Annotated in this window: 15 protein-coding genes; all 15 read left to right on the plus strand. The window is 31.2% G+C overall.

The features are described from left to right. The first annotated feature begins 14 nt into the window (after nucleotides 1-14). The 15 genes from K7H06_RS01730 (at nucleotide 15) to K7H06_RS01800 (ending at nucleotide 25,176) form a co-directional block, all read left to right on the plus strand. On the plus strand, nucleotides 15-1,568 hold the full coding sequence (locus tag K7H06_RS01730) for an NAD(P)H-hydrate dehydratase (protein WP_223038267.1): 1,554 nt from the start codon (nucleotides 15-17) through the stop codon (nucleotides 1,566-1,568). Between the two features lie 70 nt (nucleotides 1,569-1,638). Then, a complete protein-coding gene (locus K7H06_RS01735) occupies nucleotides 1,639-2,262 on the plus strand; it encodes a LolA family protein (RefSeq protein WP_223038268.1) in 624 nt (207 codons plus the stop codon). 54 nt (nucleotides 2,263-2,316) lie between these two features. Next, nucleotides 2,317-3,492 carry an alanine racemase gene (gene alr / locus K7H06_RS01740; protein WP_223038269.1) on the plus strand — a complete coding sequence of 392 codons (1,176 nt, stop codon included), beginning with the start codon at nucleotides 2,317-2,319 and terminating at the stop codon, nucleotides 3,490-3,492. A 154-nt stretch (nucleotides 3,493-3,646) separates the two neighbouring features. After that, nucleotides 3,647-3,922: a CopG family ribbon-helix-helix protein gene (locus tag K7H06_RS01745; protein ID WP_223038270.1), complete on the plus strand. Its 276-nt coding sequence runs from the start codon at nucleotides 3,647-3,649 to the stop codon at nucleotides 3,920-3,922. After that, complete coding sequence (locus K7H06_RS01750; RefSeq protein WP_484795922.1) at nucleotides 3,915-4,274, plus strand: type II toxin-antitoxin system PemK/MazF family toxin; 360 nt, start codon at nucleotides 3,915-3,917, stop codon at nucleotides 4,272-4,274. The genes K7H06_RS01745 and K7H06_RS01750 overlap by 8 nt, the downstream gene beginning before the upstream one ends. Nucleotides 4,275-4,601: 327 nt before the next feature. Beyond that, entirely contained in the window at nucleotides 4,602-7,427 is a 2,826-nt protein-coding gene (locus tag K7H06_RS01755) for a phosphodiester glycosidase family protein (protein ID WP_223038272.1), read from the plus strand. A 139-nt stretch (nucleotides 7,428-7,566) separates the two neighbouring features. Further along, on the plus strand, nucleotides 7,567-8,679 hold the full coding sequence (locus tag K7H06_RS01760) for a response regulator (RefSeq protein WP_223038273.1): 1,113 nt from the start codon (nucleotides 7,567-7,569) through the stop codon (nucleotides 8,677-8,679). 39 nt (nucleotides 8,680-8,718) lie between these two features. Further along, complete coding sequence (locus K7H06_RS01765; protein WP_223038274.1) at nucleotides 8,719-12,081, plus strand: ligand-binding sensor domain-containing protein; 3,363 nt, start codon at nucleotides 8,719-8,721, stop codon at nucleotides 12,079-12,081. 284 nt (nucleotides 12,082-12,365) lie between these two features. Continuing rightward, nucleotides 12,366-16,427 carry an S-layer homology domain-containing protein gene (locus tag K7H06_RS01770; RefSeq protein ID WP_223038275.1) on the plus strand — a complete coding sequence of 1,354 codons (4,062 nt, stop codon included), beginning with the start codon at nucleotides 12,366-12,368 and terminating at the stop codon, nucleotides 16,425-16,427. Nucleotides 16,428-16,671: 244 nt separating this feature from the next. Next, nucleotides 16,672-18,246, plus strand: a complete 1,575-nt coding sequence (locus K7H06_RS01775) for a glycoside hydrolase family 26 protein (RefSeq protein WP_223038276.1) — start codon at nucleotides 16,672-16,674, stop codon at nucleotides 18,244-18,246. A gap of 157 nt (nucleotides 18,247-18,403) precedes the next feature. Further along, nucleotides 18,404-18,961, plus strand: coding sequence for a DUF2179 domain-containing protein (locus K7H06_RS01780; protein WP_223038277.1), 558 nt, complete (start codon nucleotides 18,404-18,406; stop codon nucleotides 18,959-18,961). A gap of 87 nt (nucleotides 18,962-19,048) precedes the next feature. Next, entirely contained in the window at nucleotides 19,049-19,549 is a 501-nt protein-coding gene (locus K7H06_RS01785; RefSeq protein WP_223038278.1) for a hypothetical protein, read from the plus strand. A 38-nt stretch (nucleotides 19,550-19,587) separates the two neighbouring features. Continuing rightward, the gene (murJ, locus tag K7H06_RS01790; protein WP_223038279.1) at nucleotides 19,588-23,349 is read left to right on the plus strand and encodes a murein biosynthesis integral membrane protein MurJ; all 3,762 of its coding nucleotides are present in this window, start codon (nucleotides 19,588-19,590) and stop codon (nucleotides 23,347-23,349) included. Beyond that, entirely contained in the window at nucleotides 23,342-24,454 is a 1,113-nt protein-coding gene (gene csaB / locus K7H06_RS01795) for a polysaccharide pyruvyl transferase CsaB (protein ID WP_223038280.1), read from the plus strand. Before murJ ends, csaB begins: the two co-directional genes overlap by 8 nt. Then, complete coding sequence (locus K7H06_RS01800) at nucleotides 24,451-25,176, plus strand: WecB/TagA/CpsF family glycosyltransferase (RefSeq protein WP_246637607.1); 726 nt, start codon at nucleotides 24,451-24,453, stop codon at nucleotides 25,174-25,176. The genes csaB and K7H06_RS01800 overlap by 4 nt, the downstream gene beginning before the upstream one ends. Nucleotides 25,177-25,246: the final 70 nt, after the last annotated feature.

Consider the following 25,246-nt stretch of genomic DNA (forward strand, 5'->3'; position numbering starts at 1 on the left):
GAGTGAATTTTTTTATGAAAATTGTAAATAGTGAACAAATAAAACAATTAGATCATATGGCAATGGAGGAGTTTTTCATACCAGGTATAATATTGATGGAAAATGCAGGGGTAGCTGTTGCTCATGAAATTTTAAAATCTGTTAAGAAGAAAGAAAATAAAGAAGTTATTATTGTTTGTGGATTAGGAAATAATGGTGGAGATGGTTTTGTTGCAGCAAGGCATTTATTCAACAAAGGAATACCTGTAAAGGTATTTATTATAGGAAATCCATCGGATATAAGTGGAGATGCAAAAATAAACTATGATATTATTCATAAATTGGAAATAGATATTCAGATTTTAGTAGGTGTGAATAATTTAAAGAAGTTTTCAGAAATAATCAAAACTTGTAGTATTATAGTGGATGGTATTTTTGGGACAGGATTAAAAAGAGAAATTGATGGATTGATTGGGGAAATTATTCATACAATTAATGAATCAGAAAAAGAAGTGATATCTATTGATATCCCATCAGGAATCAGTGCAAATAATGGAGCTGTTTATGGTACAGCAGTGAAGGCAGACAAAACTGTGGTCTTGGCACTTCCTAAAATTGGAAACCTCAATTATCCGGGAGCAGATTATGTAGGAGAGCTGATTTTAAAGGACATTGGGATTCCACAAAAAGCTATTGAAAAGATGCAGTTAAATACAAACTTTATTACAATGGATATGGTTAGAGAGATTATGCCTGTTAGAAACAGAGATACGCATAAGGGAAGTTATGGGAAAGCTTATATTGTAGCAGGGTCTACAGGTATGACTGGGGCTGCAATTCTTTCTTGTGAAGCGGCACTTAAAAGTGGTGTAGGAATCATTAAAATGCCCGTTCCACAAAGTTTAAATACCATTATGGAAACAAGGCTTACAGAGGTGATTACAGTACCTTTACCTGAATTTAAAAAAGGTGTTGTAGGGATTCGTGATATTGAAAAAATCCTTAAAACAATGGAAGAAAGTAATGTGATGGCTATAGGACCGGGTAGTGGAAGAAGTAGAGAACTTGAAGAGCTTTTAAGAAATATTTTAGAACATACAAATAAGCCTATGATCTTAGATGCAGATGCATTGAATTCCTTGGCCAATAGAAAAGAATTTTTAAATTTAATCAAGTGTCCAACTATTATGACGCCTCATGTAGGAGAGATGGCAAGGTTGACAGACCTTGAGATTGATTATATAAACAACAATAGAATAGCGGTAGCAACAGAGTTTGCTAAAAAGTGGAATGTAGTAGTGGTATTAAAGGGAGCAAGAACAATTGTAGCAGGACCAAAGGAAGAAATATTTATCAATACAACGGGGAATCCAGGTATGGCTACAGCAGGAAGTGGAGATGTACTTACAGGGATTGTAACAGGACTTGTTGCACAAGGAATAGAGCCGTTAAAAGCAGCTGTTGCAGGTGTCTATATTCATGGAAAAGCAGGAGATATAGCAGCAGAAAAGTTTGGTGAATATGGTTTAGTAGCATCTGATATTTTAAAAGAAATTCCTTTTGCCATAAAGGAAGTTGTAGGAAGATAAATATAAATGCATAAGAGAGATGAATTCCACGTAAAGATGAATATAGGAATTTTTACGTGGAGGGGTTATAATGAGAAGTAGAAGGATAATATGGATTATTTTACTTATTATGTTTATTGTAGGGTGTGAACCTAAAACAGAACAAGAACTATTTTATAAAGCCCAAAAGAAGTTAAATAAAATGGAAAGCTATAGCTGCCAAGTAGAAATAATTTCTACAGGGAATAAAAATCCAGAAAAACATACCATGAAGCAATGGTTTAAAAAGCCTAATAAATATAAATTAGAAGTAATAGGTCCCAAAGATTCAAAGGGGAAAATGATTATAGGTAATGGAAATAAGGCTTGGATTTATCATCCAGGAATTGAGCAGACTTGGATGATGGAGGAATTTTTAAATTCTGAGGAGCAAAATATGTTTTTAGGATATTTTATAAGAAATTCTCTAAATTCAGAACAGGTGAAGGGGAGTATAGAAAAATTAGAAAAAAAGGAATATATTAAGATCGATACAGATATTCCAGGGAATCATGTATATTATCATAAAGAACGATTATGGATAGATCTAGATGCGTTAGAACCTTATTTATTAGAGGTATTTGACATAAAGGGTGAAAAAAGAATAGAGATAAAATACAGTGACTTTCAGTATAATCCAAAGCTTGGAGATGAGATGTTTTTAATGACTAAATGATTTTTTTACTTAGGTTACAAAGGATAACATACATAAAAAAATGGGGGGATAAAAATGTTATCATTAGAAAAAACAAGACCTGTGTGGGCTGAAATTAATTTAGATCATCTTGCTCACAACATGAAAGAAATTAGAAAGGTCGTAAGAAAGGATACATTGGTAACTGCTGTAATTAAAGCCAATGGATATGGTCATGGAGCTGTAGAAATTGGAGAAACACTTCTTCAAAATGGAGCAGATCGATTTGCTGTTGCAACACTTTCAGAAGCATTAGAGCTAAGACGTGTATACAAAGATGTACCTATATTGATTTTAGGATATACACCAGAGAGTAATGCTGAAGAAATTATAAAAAATAAAATTATCCAGACCATCTATTCATTAGAACAAGCAAAGAAGTTTTCAGAAAAAGCACAAGAACTAAAGAAAGAAGTAATCTTTCATATTAAATTGGATACAGGTATGAGTAGAATAGGATTTCAACCTAATGAAGGATCAGTTTCTATCGTAAAAGAAATAGCTAATTTACCAAATGTAATGTTAGAAGGTATGTTTACGCATTTTGCAGTAGCAGATGCAGTAGATAAAACTTTTACGTATGGACAGTATGAAAAGTTTATACATTTTTCGAATAGGTTAAAAACAGAAGGAATAAATATTAAAGTAAAGCATGTATCTAATAGTGCAGGGATTATTGATTTACCTGAAATGAATTTAGATATGGTTCGTGCTGGGGTGATTCTTTATGGATTGTATCCATCAGATGAAGTAAGAAAAGATGTGATTAAGCTAAAGCCAGCTCTTGCACTTAAGGCAAAAATTAGTCATGTAAAAGAGTTAGATCAAGAGATTGGCATTAGTTATGGATTAAAATATGTGACAGATAAAAAATCAAAGATTGCTACCATTCCTATTGGATATGCAGACGGGTTTACAAGAATGTTATCAGGAAAAGCAGAAGCTTTGGTAGCTGGTAAGAAAGTACCTGTTGTAGGTAGAATTTGTATGGATCAATGTATGCTTGATGTAACAGATGTAGAAAATGTTCAGGTTGGAGATGAAGTGATTTTAATAGGAACAGATGGAAATAATACCATATTAGCAGATGACATTGGAAATTTATTGGATACTATCAACTATGAAATTGTATGTATGGTTGGAAGACGTATTCCAAGAGTTTATATTAAAAATAATGAAGTGATAAAAATAAAAGATTATTTACAGGAGTAACGTAAATTTTGGAAATATCGTATAAAAAAGTAGTCATATTGACACACTTATAATGAATAGTATATAATGTGGTATATCTTTTAATATATACTAATGTGGATACGAATGCCTTTATATAGATTTATTTATTTTTAAAATTTCAGGAGGTGCCCATATGGCTGAGTCTAAACGAATTATGATTAGTTTACCCAATACCCTTTTACAAGAAGTAGATGATATTGTAGCAATGGATAAAAAAAACAGAAGTGAATTTATTAGAGAAGCGATGAAATTATATATTCGAGAGAGGCGTAAGATTCAAATAAGAGAAAGTATGAAAAAGGGATATAGGGAAATGGGAGCTATGAATTTAGCTTTATCGGAAGTAGGATTAGATATGGATGCGGATGCACTATATAACTATGAAGCCAAGCTTGCGGAGTGTGAGTAGTGTGATTGTAAAAAGAGGAGATATTTTTTATGCAGATCTTAGTCCTGTTGTTGGTTCAGAACAAGGAGGAGTAAGACCCGTTCTTGTGGTTCAGAACAACATAGGAAACAAATATAGTCCTACGGTTATTGTGGCTGCAATTACTTCACAAATCAATAAAGCAAAGCTTCCTACTCATATTGAAATTAGTGCCTCAGAATATGGATTAACAAAAGACTCGGTGGTATTATTAGAACAAGTTCGGACTATTGATAAAAGAAGATTGAGAGAAAAAATAGGGCACTCTGATGATGAGATGATGGATAAGGTAAATGAAGCGTTATTAATTAGTTTCGGATTAATAGATTTTTAAAATATAGAAATGAGTTATTACTTTTAAGTAATAGCTCATTTTTTATTTTCTAGAGGATTAAAAAAGTGAAGATTATAATTTTGTATAAAGTAGTATAGTCAGAAATATTTACTAGATACAATAATATTTACATATTATTGTAATATATTCGTAACCTTATTTTTATATTATACTGATATAATGGAGTTAGATTCATGACAATAAATAACAGCATTTGCGAAATATAGTACAAATTTTATCATGATGGAACAATTTCTTTAAATATTTCGTCCATAGGATAAGGAAGTCCATAGGGGAAAGTTTCCATATAGAGAGGAGAAATAGAAGATGCAGAAATGGAAAAAAATATTATTTTCTTTTGGTTTGGCGTGTTCCATTACCTTTGTGAATATACCAAACTTTGTTTATGCAGATTGGAATCATTCTGTTTATGAAGAAAAAAATGAAAATTACATAGGAAAAGGAATTAAGCATGAACAAATACGTAAGTTTACAGATAATGGGTGGGTCAATATCAATGTAATTCGAGTAAATTTAGATGACAAAGATACAAATTTAGATTTGTTATTTCACCAAAATGGATTAAATAAAAAGGCGAGATTATCAGAACTTGTAGGTCAAAGAGAAAATATGATAGGAGCTATTAATGGAGATTTTTTCAGTATGAAAACAGCTGCAACCATTGGACCAATGGTGAAAGATGGAGAACTCCTTACCACTACATCCTATACGGAGCATATGGTTCCTACTTTTAATTTAACAAAGGAAAATAACCCTTTTATTCAAAATTGGGCAAATTCTAAAATTACACTCACAAATGAAAATACTGGGTTTGAATTATCAGTTCTTGCAGTAAATAAAGAATCTGATTATGAAAATACATGCATTCTTTATACGTCAAAATGGGGAGAAAAAACACCAGCCCTTAGTTCAAAACTTACAAGTGGTATAGAATTGATCATAGAAGATCATAAGATTAAGAACATGGTACAAGCTGGGACGGGCAGTTATATACCTAATAATGGATATGTCTTATTTGCAGCAGGACAAAAGGCTGTAGAGATTGGACAAAACTTTGTTGTTGGAGATTCTATAGATTTTTCTGCTGAGACCAATCCTGATTTTTCCGATTTAGCATTAACCGTTGCTGGTGGGTCCATAATTGTGAAAGATGGGGACGTCATGTCTGATTATTATATGAATATAAAAGGAAAGCATCCAAGAACAGCTCTAGGAATATCAAGAGATGAAAGAGAGGTTTTCTTTGTTACCATAGATGGTAGAACCAAGTCTTTTACAGGAGTAAGACAAGATGAATTAGCACAAATTATGATTTCACTAGGGGCGTATAATGCCATTAACTTTGATGGTGGTGGTTCTACAGATATGGTACTAAGACCTTTAGGAGAAGAAAATAAAAAAGTAATTAATCATCCCTCAGGAGGTAGTGAAAGAAGGATTATGAATGGGATTGGAGCTATAAGTAATGCCCCTAAGGTTGATGAAATTGGAGGAATTATTCTAGAAGCTAAAGATGAAAATATGCTTATGAATACTTCAAAACAATTTACCCTAAAGGCATATGATAAAAATTACAATCCAATAGTGATAGATTCAAGCCAAGTAAAATGGATGGTTAGTGGTGTAAAGGGTGAATTTAATAATAATAGCTTCAAAGGAACAACATCAGGGGTTGGAGTTATTGCCGTAGAATATGAAGGTAAATATGCAAGCTTACCTATTCGTGTCATCGATAATCCCGTAAGTTTAAAGGTATTTCCATCAAAAATATATATAGATAAAAATAAGAAAAAATTACTTAAAGTAAAAGTAATGGATAAGGATGGGTATGGTGCAACGGTGAATATGAATGAGTTGTATGTGGATATTCCATCTAATTTAGGAATGATAGACAGTGAAGGCTATTTTCAAAGCTCTAATGAATCGGGTTCAGGACTCATGAAAGTATCTTTTGGGGGTCTTAGTAGCTTTGTTCCAGTAGTGGTAGGATCAGAGGAAGAAATTGTAGATGATTTTGAAGACAATAATGGTTCTTTCTTATCTTATCCTGCAGAGGTAACTGGAGAATATGATTTAGCAGAGCATAGTAAGATGGGTAAGCTTTCAGGAAAGTTATCCTATGATTTTACGAGCACAGACGCAACTCGGGCTGCTTATTTAGTGTTTGATGATGGGGGAATTAATTTTAATAAGGTACCTGAAAAAATTGGTATGTGGGTGTATGGCAATGAAAGTGGACATATGTTAAAGGCGAAAGTAGTAAATGGGGATGGAAATAGTACAAATATCACATTAGCACCGAGTATTGATTGGGAAGGATGGAAGTTTGTTGAAACTGCTATGCCGAAAACTATAAATAGTCCTTTTAAACTTGAAAGAATATATGTTGTTGAGACCAATACCCTTTCCAAAGATATTGGCGAAATTTATATGGATGATTTAACTGCATTTTATCCAAATAAATTTACAGGGAGTATTCCAAAAGCAGAGGAGTTTGTAGATAGTAGAAATAAAAAGTCTGACCTAAGGGGAAATTCTTCCTTTAGATTGTTTGTAAGTGAATCTATCTCAATAAATCCATTAGGCGAGAATGGGGTAGCAGAAAAAATTGCTAAATTTTCTAATGAGATGGCGGAAATGAATTTATTTACAAAATCCATAGATCCTATAATAAAGGACAAGTTTAATCATTCGAGTATCATAGCAGGTGCGGGATATGGCTCTAGCACGCACAAAAATACTTTATTTATCAATTTAGATAATCGTAAGGGTGGTTTACGAGAAACCAATTTTGAACAATGGGGTTGGTTCTTAAAACAAATGGAAAATGTAGAGAGTAAAAATGTATTTGTTACATTACCTAAGCCTTTGAATTTTAAAGATCCATTAGAAGAAAAACTATTTAAGGATACTCTTGAAAAATTAAAGACAGAAAAAAATGTAGATATTTGGGTGGTAACAGGAGAAAATGAACTATTCTCAGTATATCCAGAAGATGGCGTACACTATATGAATTTAAATAGGTATACTGTGGGTACGGATTTAGACCAATTTACGACTCCTAAAATGATACTATTTACTGTAAATGATGATGAAGTAACTTATGAAATTCTTTCTTTAGATGAAAAATAAATAAAAAAGGGAAAATCACGCTTTAAGTATTTAAAAGCGTGGTTTTTTATATTTAAAGGAGCTCTGTGCAATATATAAAAGCATATGGTATTATATTCTAAGAATACAGTATTCTATAGATTGAAAGGGGTTCATAAGTATGCTTAAAGTAATTGCTATAGATGATGAATATATAGCACTTGAGCGATTGAAACGCGTTTTGAAAAAAATAGACTATATAAAGTTGATTGATACATTTAATGAACCAGAAAAGGCATTAGAATTTTTTGTAACCACTAAAGAAAGAATAGATATTGTTTTTTTAGACATAGAAATGCCTAGAATGAATGGATTAGAATTAGCAGAAAAAATTATTGGGGAGCATATAGGAACAGATATTATTTTTTTAACGGCATATGATCAATATGCATTAGAAGCTTTTAAGGTTCATGCAGTAAGCTATTTATTAAAACCTATTGATCTAGAAGAAATGAATAAACAATTGAATCACCTATATAGAAAAAAACAAATAGCAAAAGAAGATATACAAAATAAAAAGATATTTATTCAAGGCTTTGGCGGATTTTCGTGCAAATCAGAGGATGGAAAAACCATTAAGTGGAGGACGAAAAAAGCGGAGGAATTGGTTGCTTTATTAACGCATTATCAAGGTAAAAAAATTTCTAGAGAGATGATTTTAGATAGACTATGGCCTGAAAAAGATAGAAAAAGCGCATCGAGTAATTTGTATACAACATGCTATTATATTAGGAAAAAATTAGAAAAAATTGGTGTGGAACATTTTTTAGTTCGAGATAAAGAGAACTATTATATAGATATTAAAGATAATCAAGTTGATTTTATTGATTTTAGTAAAAAAATCATTTTACCTCATAAACAAACGATGGAATCATTGATTCAACTTGCAAATACATATAAAGGTCAGTATTTAAAGGATATGGCATATGAATGGGGAGAATCCAGAGCTATATGGTTTGAAAATGAATACACAAATTTGCAATTTGAAATAGCTAGAAGATATATAGAGGATGGAGATTTTGTTAAAGCAAGTAAAGTAATGAAAACCTTGATTGAGTATCATCCTTTATGTGAGAAAGCTTATAAGAAATTAATTGAAATACTAATAGGATTAAATGATCAAGAGCAAATAAAAAAATATTATCAAGATTATGTAAATCTTTTAGAAAAAGAATTTGAAACAGTAGTATCAGAAGAGATGAAAGAAATTGTACATAATGCTTTAAGCAGTTAAGTTCAAAATAGGGTTTGACAATAAAGGAGGACTTTTTATATGCAAAGGAGTAAGAAATATATTTTTTTTATAGTATTGTTTCTTGTGTGTTTTTCTTTTACAGTAAAGGGCGAGGAAATAAATGTATATTTTGAACATATTAGCAGAGAGCAAGGACTTCCACAGGTATCAATAAATGTAATTGCTCAGGATGAAATGGGATTTTTATGGTTTGGAACCCAAGGGGGATTAACACGATTTGACGGATATGAGTTTTATACCTTTAAAACGGAGGTAGATCATCCAAATTCATTGGCAGATAACTCTGTATGGGCCATATTATTTGATGATGAAGGTACTATGTGGGTTGGAACAAATGGAGGTTTGAGTAAATTTGATAGAAAAACAGAAAAGTTTACGAATTATAGATTTGATCCTAAGGATCAGACTACATTAAGTGATAATAATGTAAGAAGCCTTCGTTTGGATTCGCAGGGAACTTTATGGGTAGGAACTAGAAATGGGGGACTTAATAGCTGTAATCCAAGAAATAAAAAACTTGTATTTCAAAGATATAAGCATGAGAAAAATAATGAAAATAGTATTAGTAGTAATTACATTCAAGATTTATATGAAGATGATCAGGGACGTCTCTTTATTGCCACTAATGGAGGAGGACTTGATCTTTTAGATTTAAAAAATAAAGAAAAGGGTTTTAATCACTTTCAATTTGATTCCCAAAATTCTAAAAGTATTTCTAGTAACAATGTTCTTTCCATCTTTAAATCAAGAAAAAAAGGTTTATTTATAGGTACTGATAAAGGATTAAATCGTTTAGATAATGAAGGTACTGGTTTTGAACATTTTAAATATGAATTAAGGAATGAAACGGTTTTGTTTGATAAATCTGTATCGTGCATAGCAGAAGATACAAAAGGAAACCTTTGGATTGGTTCTAATGGTGGGGGACTTACTAAAATGGATGCAAAGGATCATTTTCAAAATTTCACATCTAAAACAGATGGAAATAGCATAAGTGGAAGTGATGTAAGATCCCTTTATGTAGATAGACAAGGGCTATTATGGATTGGAACTTATGGCAGTGGTTTAAACAAGATGGATTATGGAAATAGAGGTTTTTCTATTCTTAAGCATAAAAAGGATAATTCTAAAAGTTTAAGTAGTGATATTATACTGTCCATACTTGAAGATGGAGATGGAGTACTTTGGGCTGGAACATGGAACGGAGGAGTAAACAGACTAAAGGATAGAAAAAATGTTGATTTAAAGCTTATCAATGACCCAGAAAGTGAGATAAGTATAGGTGGAAATACGGTGTGGTCTATGGAAGAAGACAGAAGGGGAGACATTTGGATTGGCACCTGGAAAAATGGACTCAGTCGTATAAAAAATAAAGAACGTAGTAAAGATGATCCTGAAATTTTAAGATATAATCATGACGTAAATGATCCTAAAAGTCTTGGAAGTGATTCGATTATGTCTATTTGTGAGGATAGCCGAGGAATTTTGTGGATAGGTACATGGGGAGGAGGTCTTAATAGACTTGACCCAGATGATCTTAAAAAAGGAAATATAAACTTTAAAAAATATCTACATGACCCTAAGAATGATAAAAGCCTTGGAGATAACTTCATAAAAACTATTATGGAAGATGATTCGGGGAATGTATGGATTGGAACATGGGGGGGAGGTATAAGTATGCTTTCTTCAGAAAATATAATAAGTGGCAAAAATAAATTTAAACGCTATCAAAGGTCATGGGCTGATTCAAATACATTAAGTCACAATGATGTAACAGCAATCTATCAAGATGAAGAAGGTATTTTTTGGATATGTACATATGGCGGTGGATTAAATCGTTTTGATTACAAGACAGGTCAATTTAAATGCTATACACAAAAGGATGGTCTTTCAAATCCAGAGTTGTATGGAGTTGTTCAAGATGATAACGGTTTTTTATGGATTAGTACAAATAGGGGAATCAATAAATTTAATCCTAAAAATGAAAGCTTTGAAGCCTATGATGCTAGAGATGGTTTGCAGGGAGACGAATTTAACCAAGGAGCTTTTTTAAAAGGGGATAATGGAGAATTATACTTTGGTGGAATTGGAGGACTTAGTATCATAAGCCCTAAGGAAATTGTAAAGAGTAAGTTTGTCCCTCCTGTTTATTTTACTGAACTTAGGGTGATGCATAAGGTAATAAAGCCTACTCAATCTGAAATTCTTACAAAACCAATTTATGATACGGATGAGATTACTTTGAGTTATAAAGATGCGACCTTTGGTGTGAGATTTGCAGCTCTTAATTACAGACAATCGGATAAAAATAATTATGCTTACATGCTTGAAGGATTCGACAAAAATTGGATATATACAGACTATCCCATACAAAGTGTCCAATATACTAATCTTGATCCAGGTACATATGTATTTCTCGTGAAAGCATCCAATGATGATGGTATATGGAATACACAAGGTTCAAGTTTAAAAATTACGATACTTCCTCCTTGGTGGAAGCTATGGTGGGTTAGGGGAATGGGTATACTTTTATTTGGAGGAATTTTGTTTGGGGTACATTTTACAAGGATTCGCCTTTTGAAAAAACAACAGAAATACCTTGAAAGAGAAGTGGCATCAAGAACGGAGCAAATTACTATTCAGAAAAAGGAGATTATAAAGAAAAATGAAGAGCTTTCTGAGAAGAATATATTGTTAAAAAAACAAGCTGAGGAACTACATATACTTGCAGAACAATTGTTAGATCAAAACCAATTATTAGAAGTAGCGCAAAAAGCTAGTGAACTAGCTTTTTTACAAGCACAAATAAAGCCTCATTTTTTGTACAATGCACTCAATACCATTTCCTTTTTATGTACGGAAGAGCCTGAAAAAGCAAGTCAGTTAATAGACTATTTAAGTATATTTTTACGTAATAGTTTTAACATAGAGGAAGGAAATTCCTTCATATCTATATCTAAAGAAGTAAAGCTTGTAAAAGCTTATTTAGAAATAGAAAAGGCACGTTTTAAGGACAAAATAAATATAATTTATAAAATAGATGAAAATATAGATGGTTATATCCCTCATTTAATTCTTCAGCCAATTGTTGAAAATGCTATCAAACATGGTATTTTACAAAAATATGGAGGGGGAAATGTATGGATCAAAATAGAAGATCAGCAAGATTGTGTTTATTTTGAAGTAAAAGATGATGGGGTAGGTATGTCAGAAGAAAAATATCAAAACCTTTTAAAGGGTACAGTATATAAAGAAGGGGTAGGAGTTAAAAATATCAATAGAAGGTTGATTGAATTTTATGGAAAAGGGTTAGCCATTGAAAGTGCTGAAAATGTAGGGACAATAGTAAAATTTAGTATTTTAAAAAGGAAGAAAAGATAAGTCATAGCTATCCCTTGCAAAAAATAAAAAATAGAGAAAAATAAAAAATAAGGTAGAAAAGCACCTTATTTTTTGTTTATATTTGGTTTAGATAAATATGCTATAATATTACAATATATGCTAAAATATGTTGTATTCAAAAAAGTATTTTTTAGTATTAGGAGTAGTATTGGATAGAAAATTTGATAATCTAGTAGAACAGATATGTATTATAGTCTTTGTGGCAGAAGGAGATTGTTAACTGAAAAAAATTATAAAAAGATGAATTTCTGAAGGGAGAAAAAATGAAAAAATTATTAGCTATTATTTTAATTATTACTTTAATCTTACCGACAACATTTATAGGCTATGCAGAAGAAAGTGTGAATTATAATGAATTTAGTGATATACAAGGACATTGGGCAGAAGAGACCATTAAAAAGCATCACAAAATAGGTATGCTTAGTGGGTATCCAGATGGTACTTTTAAGCCGGACCAAGAAATGAAAAGATCTGAGTTAATTACTTTAGTGAACAAATATTTTGGACTCAAGGAAGAAGGTAAGCAAAACTTTGGAGATGTATTAGGAGAAGAATGGTATGCAGGAGAAACAGCAAAAGCAAAATATTATGGATATATAAAAGATTTAGAAGCCAGGCCCGAAGAATTAGCTACTCGAGAAGATGTAGTAAATATGATGAGTCTTATAGTAGATGTAGAAGAGCAAAGAAAAACAAATGAAAAGAAAGATTTTAAAGACTTAAAGGAAATGGACGAAGAAACTGAAAAAAGCATAGAAAAATTTTCAGAAATGGGATATATTAGTGGTTATAAAGATGGAACGTTCAAACCAAAAGGAATCATCAATAGAGCAGAAATTATGACTATAGTAGAAAATGTATTAGGCTATATTGTAACAAGTCAAGAAGATTTAGAGAATATGCCAGAGGATGTCAAAAAAATTACAGTGATCAATCCAAATATTACAATCGAAAATAAAGAAATAAATGGAGATCTCTATATTTCTCCAGGGGCAAATGGAAAAGTAATTATTAAGAATACAAAAATCCATGGACAAATAGATGTATCAGGAGGAACTACTAAAAAGCCTATACAACTAGAAGCCGTGGAGGTAGAAAAGATAGTTATTACAAAAGTAAAAACAGAGCCAAAAATAGAAATCAAAGGGAAGAGTGAAATTGGAAAAATAAAAACAAAAGCAAGCGCAACTATAGCTGTATCAGGAGGTAGTCAAATAAAAGAAATTGATACACAAGGAAAAACAACATTAGATTTAGATAAAGGAACAAAGGTAGAAAAATTAATTATTGAAAAAGAAACAAAAGTACATACAAAAAAGGGAAGTAAAATCATAAATTTGGAAGCAAAGGAACAAGTAGAAATTACAGGGGATGGAAGGATTGACCGAGCAGAGATTAAAAGTAAAAATGTATCTATTGAAAAGAGACCCAGCTACATAAAAGTAAATAATGGAATAGATAATACTAAGATTGGAAATGACAAAATAGATGCTACAAATGATGATGAAGAAGGAAACTATCAGAGTAATGACCATCATAATCATGGTAATAGTAGCCATAAAGATAGAACACCACCAAATTGGGAAACAGGATCGCCTTATGCAGAAATGAAGAGTAAGGAACTTAAGATAAAAATAAAAACAGAATTAGATGAAAAATCGACTGTATACTATATTGTACAAGAAGAGAATAAAACCTTCACAGTAGAGGAATTGATTGCTAATGGGAATCATTATGATATAGAAAAGAATACAGTAATAGAAGAAGTATATGATCAGGGATTGACAGATGAAAAAAATTATGAAGTACACTTAGTAGCTGTAGATGAACATAATAATAAACAGAAAAATGTAACAGTAATTTCGGTGAAAAAAATAGATGACAAAGCTCCCCAGTGGGCAACAGGTTTTCCTTATGCACAGATGAAAAGTAGTGAATTAAAAATAAATATATTTAGCAAATTGAATGAAAAATCGACTGTGTACTATACTGTATATGAAGCTGTATATGATAAAAATTTTACAGTAGATGATTTGATCAGTATTGGCAATAGCTATGATGTAGAGAAAAATACAGTAGCAAAGGAAGTATATGATGGTGGAGTGACCTTAGGAAAAATCTACAATATATATGTAACAGCAGTAGATGAGAATGAAAATAAACAAGACAGTGTAAAAGAAATTAAAGTATCAGAAATTGACACTACCCCCCCTGTATTTACAGAAAAAGAAGGAGATGTAGTAGACAAACTGGGAACTATTAAATTTAGTGCACAGACTAATGAGCCATCTACTATTCATTATATATTAGTGGAAGACGGGAGTGCTCTACCAACAGTAGCACAAGTAAAAGCAAAGATAGATTATAAGGGTGTTAGAGTATTAACAAGCGGTGAAGGAGACGGATTTACGAATCAAGCAATGACAGAAATTCCTTATGGGAAAAGCTATGAAATGTATCTTGTAGCAGAAGATACTGCTGGAAATATTACTAGTGAAGTAGCAAAAATAAGTATAGAAAATCCTATTTTTACTAAGATCAAGGGAAATTGGATTCCTATTGCAAATAAAACAGAATTAAAACAAATAGAAGTAAATGCAGATAGTATCTTTGGAGTGGGAACACCTTGGGAAGGTACATACACAGGGGGTATGGACAAAAAATATATGTTAGTAGCTAATATGGACTTGGCAGGAGATAACTTTGTACCGATTGGATATGATGAAGCAGAAGATACAAGCGTACCATTTACAGGAAAGTTTATGGGGAATGGTTATGAAATTACTCATTTAAACATTCAAAGAGATAAAGAATTACAAGGATTATTTAGTAAGCTAGGAAGTGGTGCATGGCTTTCGGATATTATGATCAAAGAGGTTACGATGAAAACAGGGTCAAAGTCAGGCGTATTAGCAGGAGAAGCAAATGGAGCAGAAATTTTAAAAAGTACAATTAGTAAGGTTACTTTTGATTTATTTGAGAACAATCCAGGAGAGAAAAAAATAACAAAGTATATAGGAGGTTTTATAGGGAAAAGTACAAACACTTCTTTTAAAGAAGTAAAACTAAATGAGTTTAAGATGCTTGTAACAGGTGTGTGGAGATCAGGAGAGGCTTCTCATTTACAAAATATTGGAGGAATTACAGGACTACTTGATGGAGGAGATTTAGAACAAATTGAAGTGAAAAATATTCATATAGAATCTGTATCTGATTATAGAAAAGGGAAATATTATCCTATCATTCGATCGGGAGGACTAGTAGGAGAAATTCAAAATTCACAAACAAAGACCTTGATTGTAGATCAATGCAATGTATCTGATTTGACGCTGATTATATGTGGTGGAACTGGATATGATGAGGCTGGTGGATTGGTTGGTAAAATAGATACTACGAGTACTGAAATAGTAACAAATGGGGATATTATTGTCAAAAATAGTATGGCTTCAGGAGTTATTCAAGGAAAAGGGAAATTTTTAGGAGCTGCTAGAATTGGAGGCTTTGTGGGTATTCTAAATGGGACAAATGCTCCTAGTGGTTATATTATCATTGAAAATTGTAGTGCAGATGTTGATGTAAATGAATTAGATATACAGAGTAGATCAGCGGATGTTATGTCACAAGGTGGCACAGGGGGCTTTGCTGCAATACTTACAAAAGCTAAGGTATGTAATTCTTATGCTACAGGAACACTAGACAGTCCTTTTTTATCTGGTGCAGGTGGATTTTCATGTTATATTATGGAGGGAAGTGTTATTGAAAATTGCTATGCTACAGGGGATGTTTTAGGGTATAGGAGTTTAGGAGGCTTTGCAAGCGTTATAGAAAATAGTCAGATTGATCAATGCTACACTACAGGAAATATAGGAGAGAATGATAATCAAGGGGGAACGTTAATTTTTGCTGCAGGTGGATTTGCAAGTATGATTGATGGTAGCACTTTATCTAATAATTATTCCTTAGGGAAAGTCAAAGAAGCAAACGGAGGTACAGGGGCAGGTTTTTCATTTAGTATTCAGGATAGTACACTTACAAATATCTATACATGTTCTAAGGTTTTAGGAAATAATAATATATTTGCATATATGACACAAAATGAAAATATGATTACTAATAGTTATTGGAATAAAAGTATAAATCCTACAGGAAAGGTTATTTTCAGGAATGGGAGTACAGGAACTACTGAATTAGAAGGGAAAACGGATTTGGAATTAAAAGAAAAAGCAACATTTATAAATTGGGATATATCAGATAAAAGTGAAGGTGTAGAGACTATTTGGTTCATTGAAGAAGGAAAGAGTTATCCATACTTAAGAAAAGAATAGAGAGATAGGTATCTAGCAGTTTACTAATTCGTTAGAAATCAAGATTCAAAACAAAATAATTTTTGTAGGGGAAACACTAGACTATTTTATGGTCTAGTGTGTTTTTTTTGATCAATGAATAGCTATTTTTCTCTTTATCAAGGATAAAAAAATCTAGGTGGAGAAGGAGTCTTTTTATGATATAATGGTGAAGAATTTGAAAAAATAAGAGTGTATGTCTTTAAAGGGAGGATTCGGTTCGTTTATGAAAAAAATTGGTTTACTATTATGTGGAATAATTATTTGTTTTTCAAGTATTTTTGCTTATGGAGATACGATAGAGGCAAATAGTACAAAAAATGAAGAAAGCATGCAGTATATGGATTCAATTGAAGACAATTCAAGTGACATGAATATAATAGATAGTTTAGATACTACATATATAAACTATGCAGATGGATATAAGATCAATTACCCTAAAAATATGTGGGTAGATACGACGATTTCCTTTGTAAAGACTGTTATAGGAGATGGAGAAAAAGAGATTGAAATATACTATGACGATTTTAGAGGGACCCACCACTATGCTAATGGGTATATAAACTATAGTAATGCATTTATGAAAAATGAAAAAGATCATTACAAAGAATATGAAACAAATATGTTAGTAAATGGAATGAAAACTCATTTATTAAAATGGAATAGAAAAAAGCTTTCTAAAGTAAAAAATGATAAAAATTATTATGTGAGCGCAGAAATAAAAAAGAATAATGGTGAAGTTTACACCATTATCATAAAATCTGTAAGACCTTTTAATAGTTATGAAGAATATATGGATATTATTAGTAGCTTTCAATTAGTAGAAAAGCAAGGGAATCATCCGCTAAATATAAAGTATCAATCTACACAAAAGAATTTAAATGATGAAACAAGGGAATTTTATAAAAAGTATTTCTTAGAAAGCAATCAGTTAAAATGGGGAATATTTGAACCTACTGCACCACAAGAATTTTGGTATTTAAAGGGACTCGAGGAAAGAATTGATTATCAATTTGAATTCTTAGTAAAATATCAATCTTTAGATAGCACTTTTCCTATGGAGGAAATGATCAATGCATATAATCATAATCGATTTGTAGAGTTAACCCTTCAAACCATGCACATGAATGGAGATAATAAGAGCATTACCTATGATATATTAGATGGAAAATATGATTATTATTTTAAAGAATACGCAAGAAAAATGAAAGAATTTAAGCATCCTATTCTTTTTAGGCTAAATAATGAAATGAATGGAGATTGGTGTGTCTATTCAAGCTATTATAGCTCTAAGGATACAAATCTGTATAAGGAAGTATGGAGATATGTTTACGATTTGTTTGAAGAAAATGGGGTAGATAACGTACTTTGGGTATGGAATCCTCATGATATATCTTTTCCAGAATTTAAATGGAATCATTATTTGAATTATTATCCGGGAAATAAATATGTAGATATTATAGGACTTACTGGATACAATACAGGAACTTATTATAGAGGAGAAAAATGGAGAGAATTCAATGAAATTTATACATCCCTTTATAGGGAATACATGTCTATTTTTGAACAACCCTTTATGATTACAGAGTTTGGATCTAATTCAGTAGGTGGAGATAAGGTGAAATGGATGAATGATATGTTTGATGGATTTGCTTCGAACCATTATGAAAACATTAAGGTAGCCATCTGGTGGAATGGAATCGATTGGGATAAAGACATGAACCCTGCTAGAATTTATAGGATGGATCGACGAGAGGAATATATCAATACATTTAGAGAAAGATTGAAGTTTTTTCAATAGAATCTTCAAGGCGTTCGAAGAATTCATCATAAATTAATATTTTGATGGAGAAATCTATACTAGAAAATTTACCTTAAATGATTATATTTAATCTCATAAAAGAAATGGATTCTGCTATAATGAAAATAAAAAGGAAATATTGAGAAAGGGGTAGGTAATGAAAGAAATTGTTTTAATTTTATTATTGCAAATGGTGTATGTACCATTATTTACCTTAAGAACTATTTTTATGGTTAAAAATATGAGCATCTATGCCTCAATCTTAGGTTTTTTAGATTGTTTAATTTATGTATTTGGATTGTCCCTAGTGTTTAGTGGAGATAAAAGTACATTGGCAATGATTGTTTATGCAGGCGGATTTGGAATAGGCATTTCCGTGGGGGGATATATTGAAAAAAGATTGGCCATTGGATATACGAGTTTATCTGTAAATTTGATGTACAAAAATGATGAGATGATTAGAATACTAAGAGAAAATGGATTTGGGGTTACTGTATTTGAAGGAGAAGGAAGAGATAGTAAACGTTATAGATTGGAAATTTTAACAAAGAGAAATAGAGAAAATGAATTGATGGATCTAATTGAATTTTATGAACCTAGAGCATTTATTATTTCTTATGAACCAAGAAAGTTTAAAGGTGGATTTTTAGTAAACCGAATGAAAAAAGCAAAGAAAAAGAAGAAGTGCATAAAGGAAAAAGAAATGAATAGATAAATATGTTTACAATAAAAAAACATTTTATGATAAAATAATAGAGTATGCGTATGTTTTTTAATATATAAGGTTAAGGGGGATTCTTGTATGAAAAAGAGACGAAAGTCTGTACTTTTGCTAATGAGTACTTGTGTAGGTTTGTTGCTTTTTTCTTACGTTGCAATAGCTATGGGGACAGAGCCGGGGTCAGAGGAAGATCCAATTGTTACCAAAGGCTATGTAGAGCGTAGGCATCAACAGCTTAAATACTATATAGATGAAAAGATTAAAGAGTTAGCAGGAAATAGTAATACAAGCAGTACCCAAGGAACTGTACAAGGACCTGTTTTTGAAATAGTAGAAGTACAAAAAGGACAAAGAATCATTGGTGGAGCAAGTACAGAGATGATTATTCGTTCTGGACAAGTAGCTGCTATTGCCAGTGCATCTGGAGGGATTGCTGATTTAATTTCTGGGAAAGATTTGAAATCAGGAGAAATTGTACCACTTAATCATTTACTTTTATTACCAAGAGGTGATGGTAGAGGTGTAGCAGTTCTTATGGATAAGACTTATATATTGATTAAAGGAAGTTATGAGATTCAATAAAAGCGCCTGTGCGCTTTTTTTAAATCATGGAGGTCAGAATGAACAATTATAAAAAAACCATGAAGACAATTTTTGCAGTCATCAGTTTGACTTTTTTTGCTAAATTTCTAGGGTTTTTCAGAGATGCTTTATTAGGAAGTAAATTAGGGGCAAATATGGAATCAGATGCATATATTATGGCTCTGAATAGCACTTCCATCGTATTTGTAAGTATAGGAGCTGCCATTGTTACAGCCACTATCCCTATTGTTGTAAGGCTTTTTAATAAAAATACGAAAAAAGAAGCTTTTTCTTTTGTAAATAATTTGTTAAATAGTTTAATCTGTATTGCATTTTTTGTTACTCTTTTAGGAGAATTGTTTTCGAAACAAATCATGAAAGTTCTTGCAGGTGGATTTGATCCTTATAAGTTTGATTTGACTGTGGAATTAACCCGAATTATGTTTCCTATTTTGATATTTATATGTATTACTTATGTATTTGTGGCGTTATTACAATCTATGGAAATGTTTAAAGTTACATCCATTATCAGTCTACCCGCTAATATTATTATGATTATTTTTTTGTGTTTTTTTTCTCGGAAATATGGGGTGAAAGGATTAGCTTTTGTTACGTTAATTGGATGGATGCTTCAATTCTTAGTGATGACCCCCTTCCTGTATAAGGAAGGTTACCGATATAGACTCAGGGTTAACTTTAAAGATCCATATATAAAAGAATTTTTTTCAATGATTTTATTTATTATGATTGTATCGGCTGTTAGTCAAATCAATATTTTATTAGATGAAAAGCAAGCATCTTTTTTAGGACATGGAAAAATATCTTTTTTATATTATGCGAATATATTGTATCAAGCAATTACAACCACTACGGTTTTAGGTATTAATACTGTCATGTTTCCAAAATTTGCGCAAAAGGCAGTTGATTTAAGTGAAAAGCAGTATGCTAAGTTTATTACTGCTATTATGAAATTAATGATTTTTGTGTTATTGCCAATGACAGCGGGAATCATTATGTTAAGAGAGCCTATTATAGGATTTGTATTTGAAAGAGGTCAATTTAATCATGAGGCTACTATTATTACAGGTGCTGTATTTGCTTGTTATGCTTTAGGAATGCTTAGTTTTGGTATTCAGGATGTAGTGAATAAAGCCTTTTATGCGCGGAATGATAAAAAAATACCTGTGCAATATGCGCTACTCATCATTACTTTAAATATGGTATTTAATTTACTGTTAGGAGCAAAATTTGGTGTTTTAGGATTAGCCATAGGAACTGCAGTAGCATCTACCATAGGAAGTATTGGCTTGATTAGGGCATTTAAGATAAAAATGGGATATTTAGAGAGTAAAAAATTATGGATTACTTTTTTAAAGGTAATCATTAGCTGCTGTGCAATGGCCATAGTAGTGATGCCAACCTTAAAGATATTAAATATGCATTTTTATCATAAGGGTTTGATAGGAAAGATGATCATCCTAATGGTTCCAAGTATTTTAGGTGGAACTGTTTATGCTCTTGTAACTATGAAATTAAAATTAGAAGAAGCTTTTACCATATATGATCATTTTATTAAGCCAATAACAAAAAAAATCAAAGGAAATAGAAGGGGTAAGATGATAAAAAAAGGATGTGAAGGAATGAAGACAAATCGTATTTTATTAGGTATTTTGATCTTTGCCGTATTAATTTCTTCCATGACAGCCATGACAAGAATAAATATAGAATCTAATAATAAGACAGTGGATGTAGTATTAGATTATAAAGAATTCAAAAAAATGGCAGATCAATCCAATAAGGATTTAGCATGGTGGTTTAAAAATTTAAAAACATTAGGGGCAAGTAGCGTAGGGTTAAATGAAGAAAGCTTTGAGTCTATGATGGAGGAAAATAAACCTATAAAGGTTGAAATGATTGGAAACATCATTAAAGATATGAATTGGGAAAATAAATATCCTAAGGAATTAGTAGACTATTTCAATAAAGAAAAGATTGATGAATACGATGTTTTAGCTAGTACTAATTCAAAGGAGTTATATACGTTCATAAAAAATGGACTAGAAAATCGATATGATGAAAATAAATTTAAAATCATAGAAGGAAAAGAAACTTATTTAATTTTATTAGATGGAACAGTAGAAGATGCATTATATACACAGATTGAAAAGATTTATGATGGAAAGAAAAAAGGATTTAAAGAGGTTTCAAATCTTTATTCTTCTAAATTAATAAGATTAGGATTAGGACTAGATGAAGAAAAGGTGAATTTAATTAAAAGTAGTGGCCTTAATGTAGTTCCAAGACCGTCTAATTATAGTAGCTATAGCTCTAAAAGGTTGGTTGAAGGAACGATTGATAATTATGAAAAATTAAATATCCATCCTTCTTATATGATTTTTGGAGGAGGAGAGGTTTTAGGTTATCCAGATAATGTAAATCCTTTAGCAAGTTATATGAAAAAAAATAATATTAAGGTAGGCATGATTGAATCTAACGTGCAAAGAGAACATATCAAACAAAAGGGTTTATATGATTTAACAAGAAATTTAGAGTATAGTAGTGTAAGAATCTTTAGTGTATGGGAGTATATTCAAGAGAGATTTCAGTATTATAATTATCAAGGTGCAGAAGAAATAGAAAATACCTTAAATAGAGCGGTAACAGAAAGAAATATAAGGGTAATCTATTTTAAACCTTTTAAATATGATGGACATAGTTATGTAACGGATTACAAAGAGTATGAAAAAATGTTTGATAGATTTAAGAGTAGGTTAAAAAGTCATGATATAAAGGTAGGACCTGCTAGTATTATGAAAGCTAATCATGTAAGAAATCGTTATAAAATAATGATTTCTTGGGGAGTAGTAGCAGGCGGACTTTTATTACTAAACCATATTATAAAGTTAAAAGAGAAAATAAAGTATATATTATTAGGAATTGGAATTATTGGTGTTACAGGTATATTTGTTGTAAAACCAGCTTTAGGAGAGATTCTTTTAGCTATGAGCGCAGCAATTATATTTCCATCATTAAGTATGGCGTATTTCTGCAATAGGTGTAGCCTTTATTATCAAGAAAAAATCCATAAAGAATCTATAGTAAAAATCATAGGTTTGAGTATTAAAACTTTAGTTATATGCTCTTTAATCTCTTTTATAGGATCATTGATGGTAGGAAGCATTCTTTCAGATATTGAGTATTTATTAGAAATGAGTATTTTTAGAGGCGTAAAGTTTAGTCAATTAATTCCTATTGTTATGTTTATGATTTTATATATGGGCTATTTTGGTTATAAAAGGGATAAAGGGATCAAAGAAGAAAAAACTTTAAAATGGAAAGACTTAAGAAATTTATTATTCGATGATGTAAAGATTGTTTATGTAATCCTTGGGATGATTGTACTAGTTGTTGGATATATATATATGGCTAGAACAGGTCATGAAACAAATGTGCAACCATCTAATTTAGAAATGATTTTTAGAAATATTTTAGAAGAAAAATTTTATGCTAGACCAAGAACAAAAGAGTTCTTATTTGCTTTTCCAGCACTTATGATAGGTGTTTTTGCAGCAAAACATAGATTAAAATGGCTTGTTTTTGGATTTGGATTAGCTGCAGTAATTGGACAAACTTCTATTGTAAATACTTTTTGTCATTTAAGAACGCCTATGCTTTTATCAATTGTAAGAACGGGATACTCCTTAACTTTTGGAATTGTACTTGGAACTATTTGTGTTTGTGTATTATATAGTATTGTGATGTTCTTTAGTAAGATGAGGGGAGAAAAGCTGGATGGGTAAGGTAGTTATTTCAGGTTATTATGGTTTTAATAATGTGGGAGATGAGTCAATCCTTACTTCCATTGTGAGCAGTTTTAAGGAGTCTATAAAAGATATAGAAATAACAGTATTATCAGCAAATCCCAAAAGTACGGAGAAAAAGCATAAAATACATGCTATTGACAGAAAAAATATAAAAGAGATTTATAAAGAAATAAGAAAATGTGACTTGTTTATTAGTGGAGGAGGAAGTTTACTACAAGATGTTACAAGTCGTAGAAGTATTACTTATTATTTAGTTATTATATTCATGGCCATTCTTTTAAGAAAAAAAGTATTGATCTATGGACAAGGGATAGGACCTATTAATAGAAAATCCAATCAATGTATGGTTCGGTGGATTTTGAATAAAGCAGATGCGATTATTGTGAGAGATGAAGGGTCTAAAGAATTATTAGAGCATATTGGGATAAATAGACCACCTACCTATGTGACAACAGACCCAGTCATTGGTTTGAAAAAAGCTAGTCTTGAATTAGGAAGTAAAATATTGAAAAAAGAGGGTATCAACCAATTAAGGGAAAAACCCTTAATTGGATTTGCTATTAGAGGTTGGCGTGAGCAGGATGATTTTATAGATAAGATTTGTAGTACAGCAGACAAGTTAGTTGAAAATTTTCATATGGATGTAGCATTTATTCCTTTTCATTTTAAAGAAGATATGAAAATAATGAATGAAATAGAAAAAAGAATGAAGCATCAAGCAATCTTTATTAGAAATAGATATGAGATAGATGAAATGTTAGGACTAGTTGGAAACCTTGACCTCCTTGTAGGGGTAAGGCTACATTCTTTAATATTTGCGGCTATTATGAATACGCCAATTATTGCTATTTCTTATGATCCTAAAATTGATAGTTTTATGAAATCTCTACAACTAGATTCTCTATGCAGTAAAGAAGACTTAAATGAGGTTGATTTGATTTTAGAGATAGAAAAGGTACAAAAGAATAATGAGAATTATAAACAAATGTTAGAAGAAAAAGTAAAGAACCTTCAAGAAAAATTAAAGGTCAATGAGAAAGTGGTAATGGAATTGTTAAATGAAGGAGGGTGTGATAAGTGAATCATAAAGCAGATATTATGGGTGTATTTGTTGATCAAGGAACTTTAGAAGATGCTACTAATCGTTGTATAGAGTTTATGAATACAATGGGATGTAAAATGATTATTACACCCAATACGGAAATTATTATGAGCGCACAAAAGGATTCAAAACTAAGACAAATTATTAACCATGCTGATTTAGTAATCCCCGATGGTATTGGTATTATATATGCATCTAAAATTCAGAAAAAAGGTCTTACCGAAAGAGTGACAGGTGTGGATCTTATGCACAAAATTTTAGAGTATTGTAATGAAAATCAAAAAAGTATATATATTTTAGGCGGAAAGCCAGGGGTTGCAGAGAAGGCTTGTGAAAATATAAAAAATAAATTATCAGGAGTAGAAATAAAAGGATTTCGCGATGGATATTTTAAAGAGGAAGAAGAAGGCAAGATCATAGAAAATATCAATAGACTTAATGCTGATATACTATTTGTGGCATTAGGAGCACCTAAGCAAGAAATATGGATGGACAAATATAGAGAAAAGCTAAAATCAAAGATTGTCATGGGTGTTGGTGGAAGTGTTGATGTTTGGGCAGGAACCGTAAAAAGAGCCCCTAAAATATATCAAAAGTTAGGTCTTGAATGGTTTTATAGGTTACTAAAGGAGCCTTGGAGATATAAAAGAATGATGGTACTTCCAAAGTTTATGATAAAGGTCATATTAAATAAACAGTAATAACTGCTTAAGGCGTGGAACTCTTAGCTGAGAGTGAAAAATGTATAAATTATAAAAAGAAAATTGATTA

Origin of the sequence: Crassaminicella profunda (assembly GCF_019884785.1) — a bacterium.
Taxonomy (GTDB): Bacteria; Bacillota; Clostridia; order Peptostreptococcales; family Thermotaleaceae; genus Crassaminicella; species Crassaminicella profunda.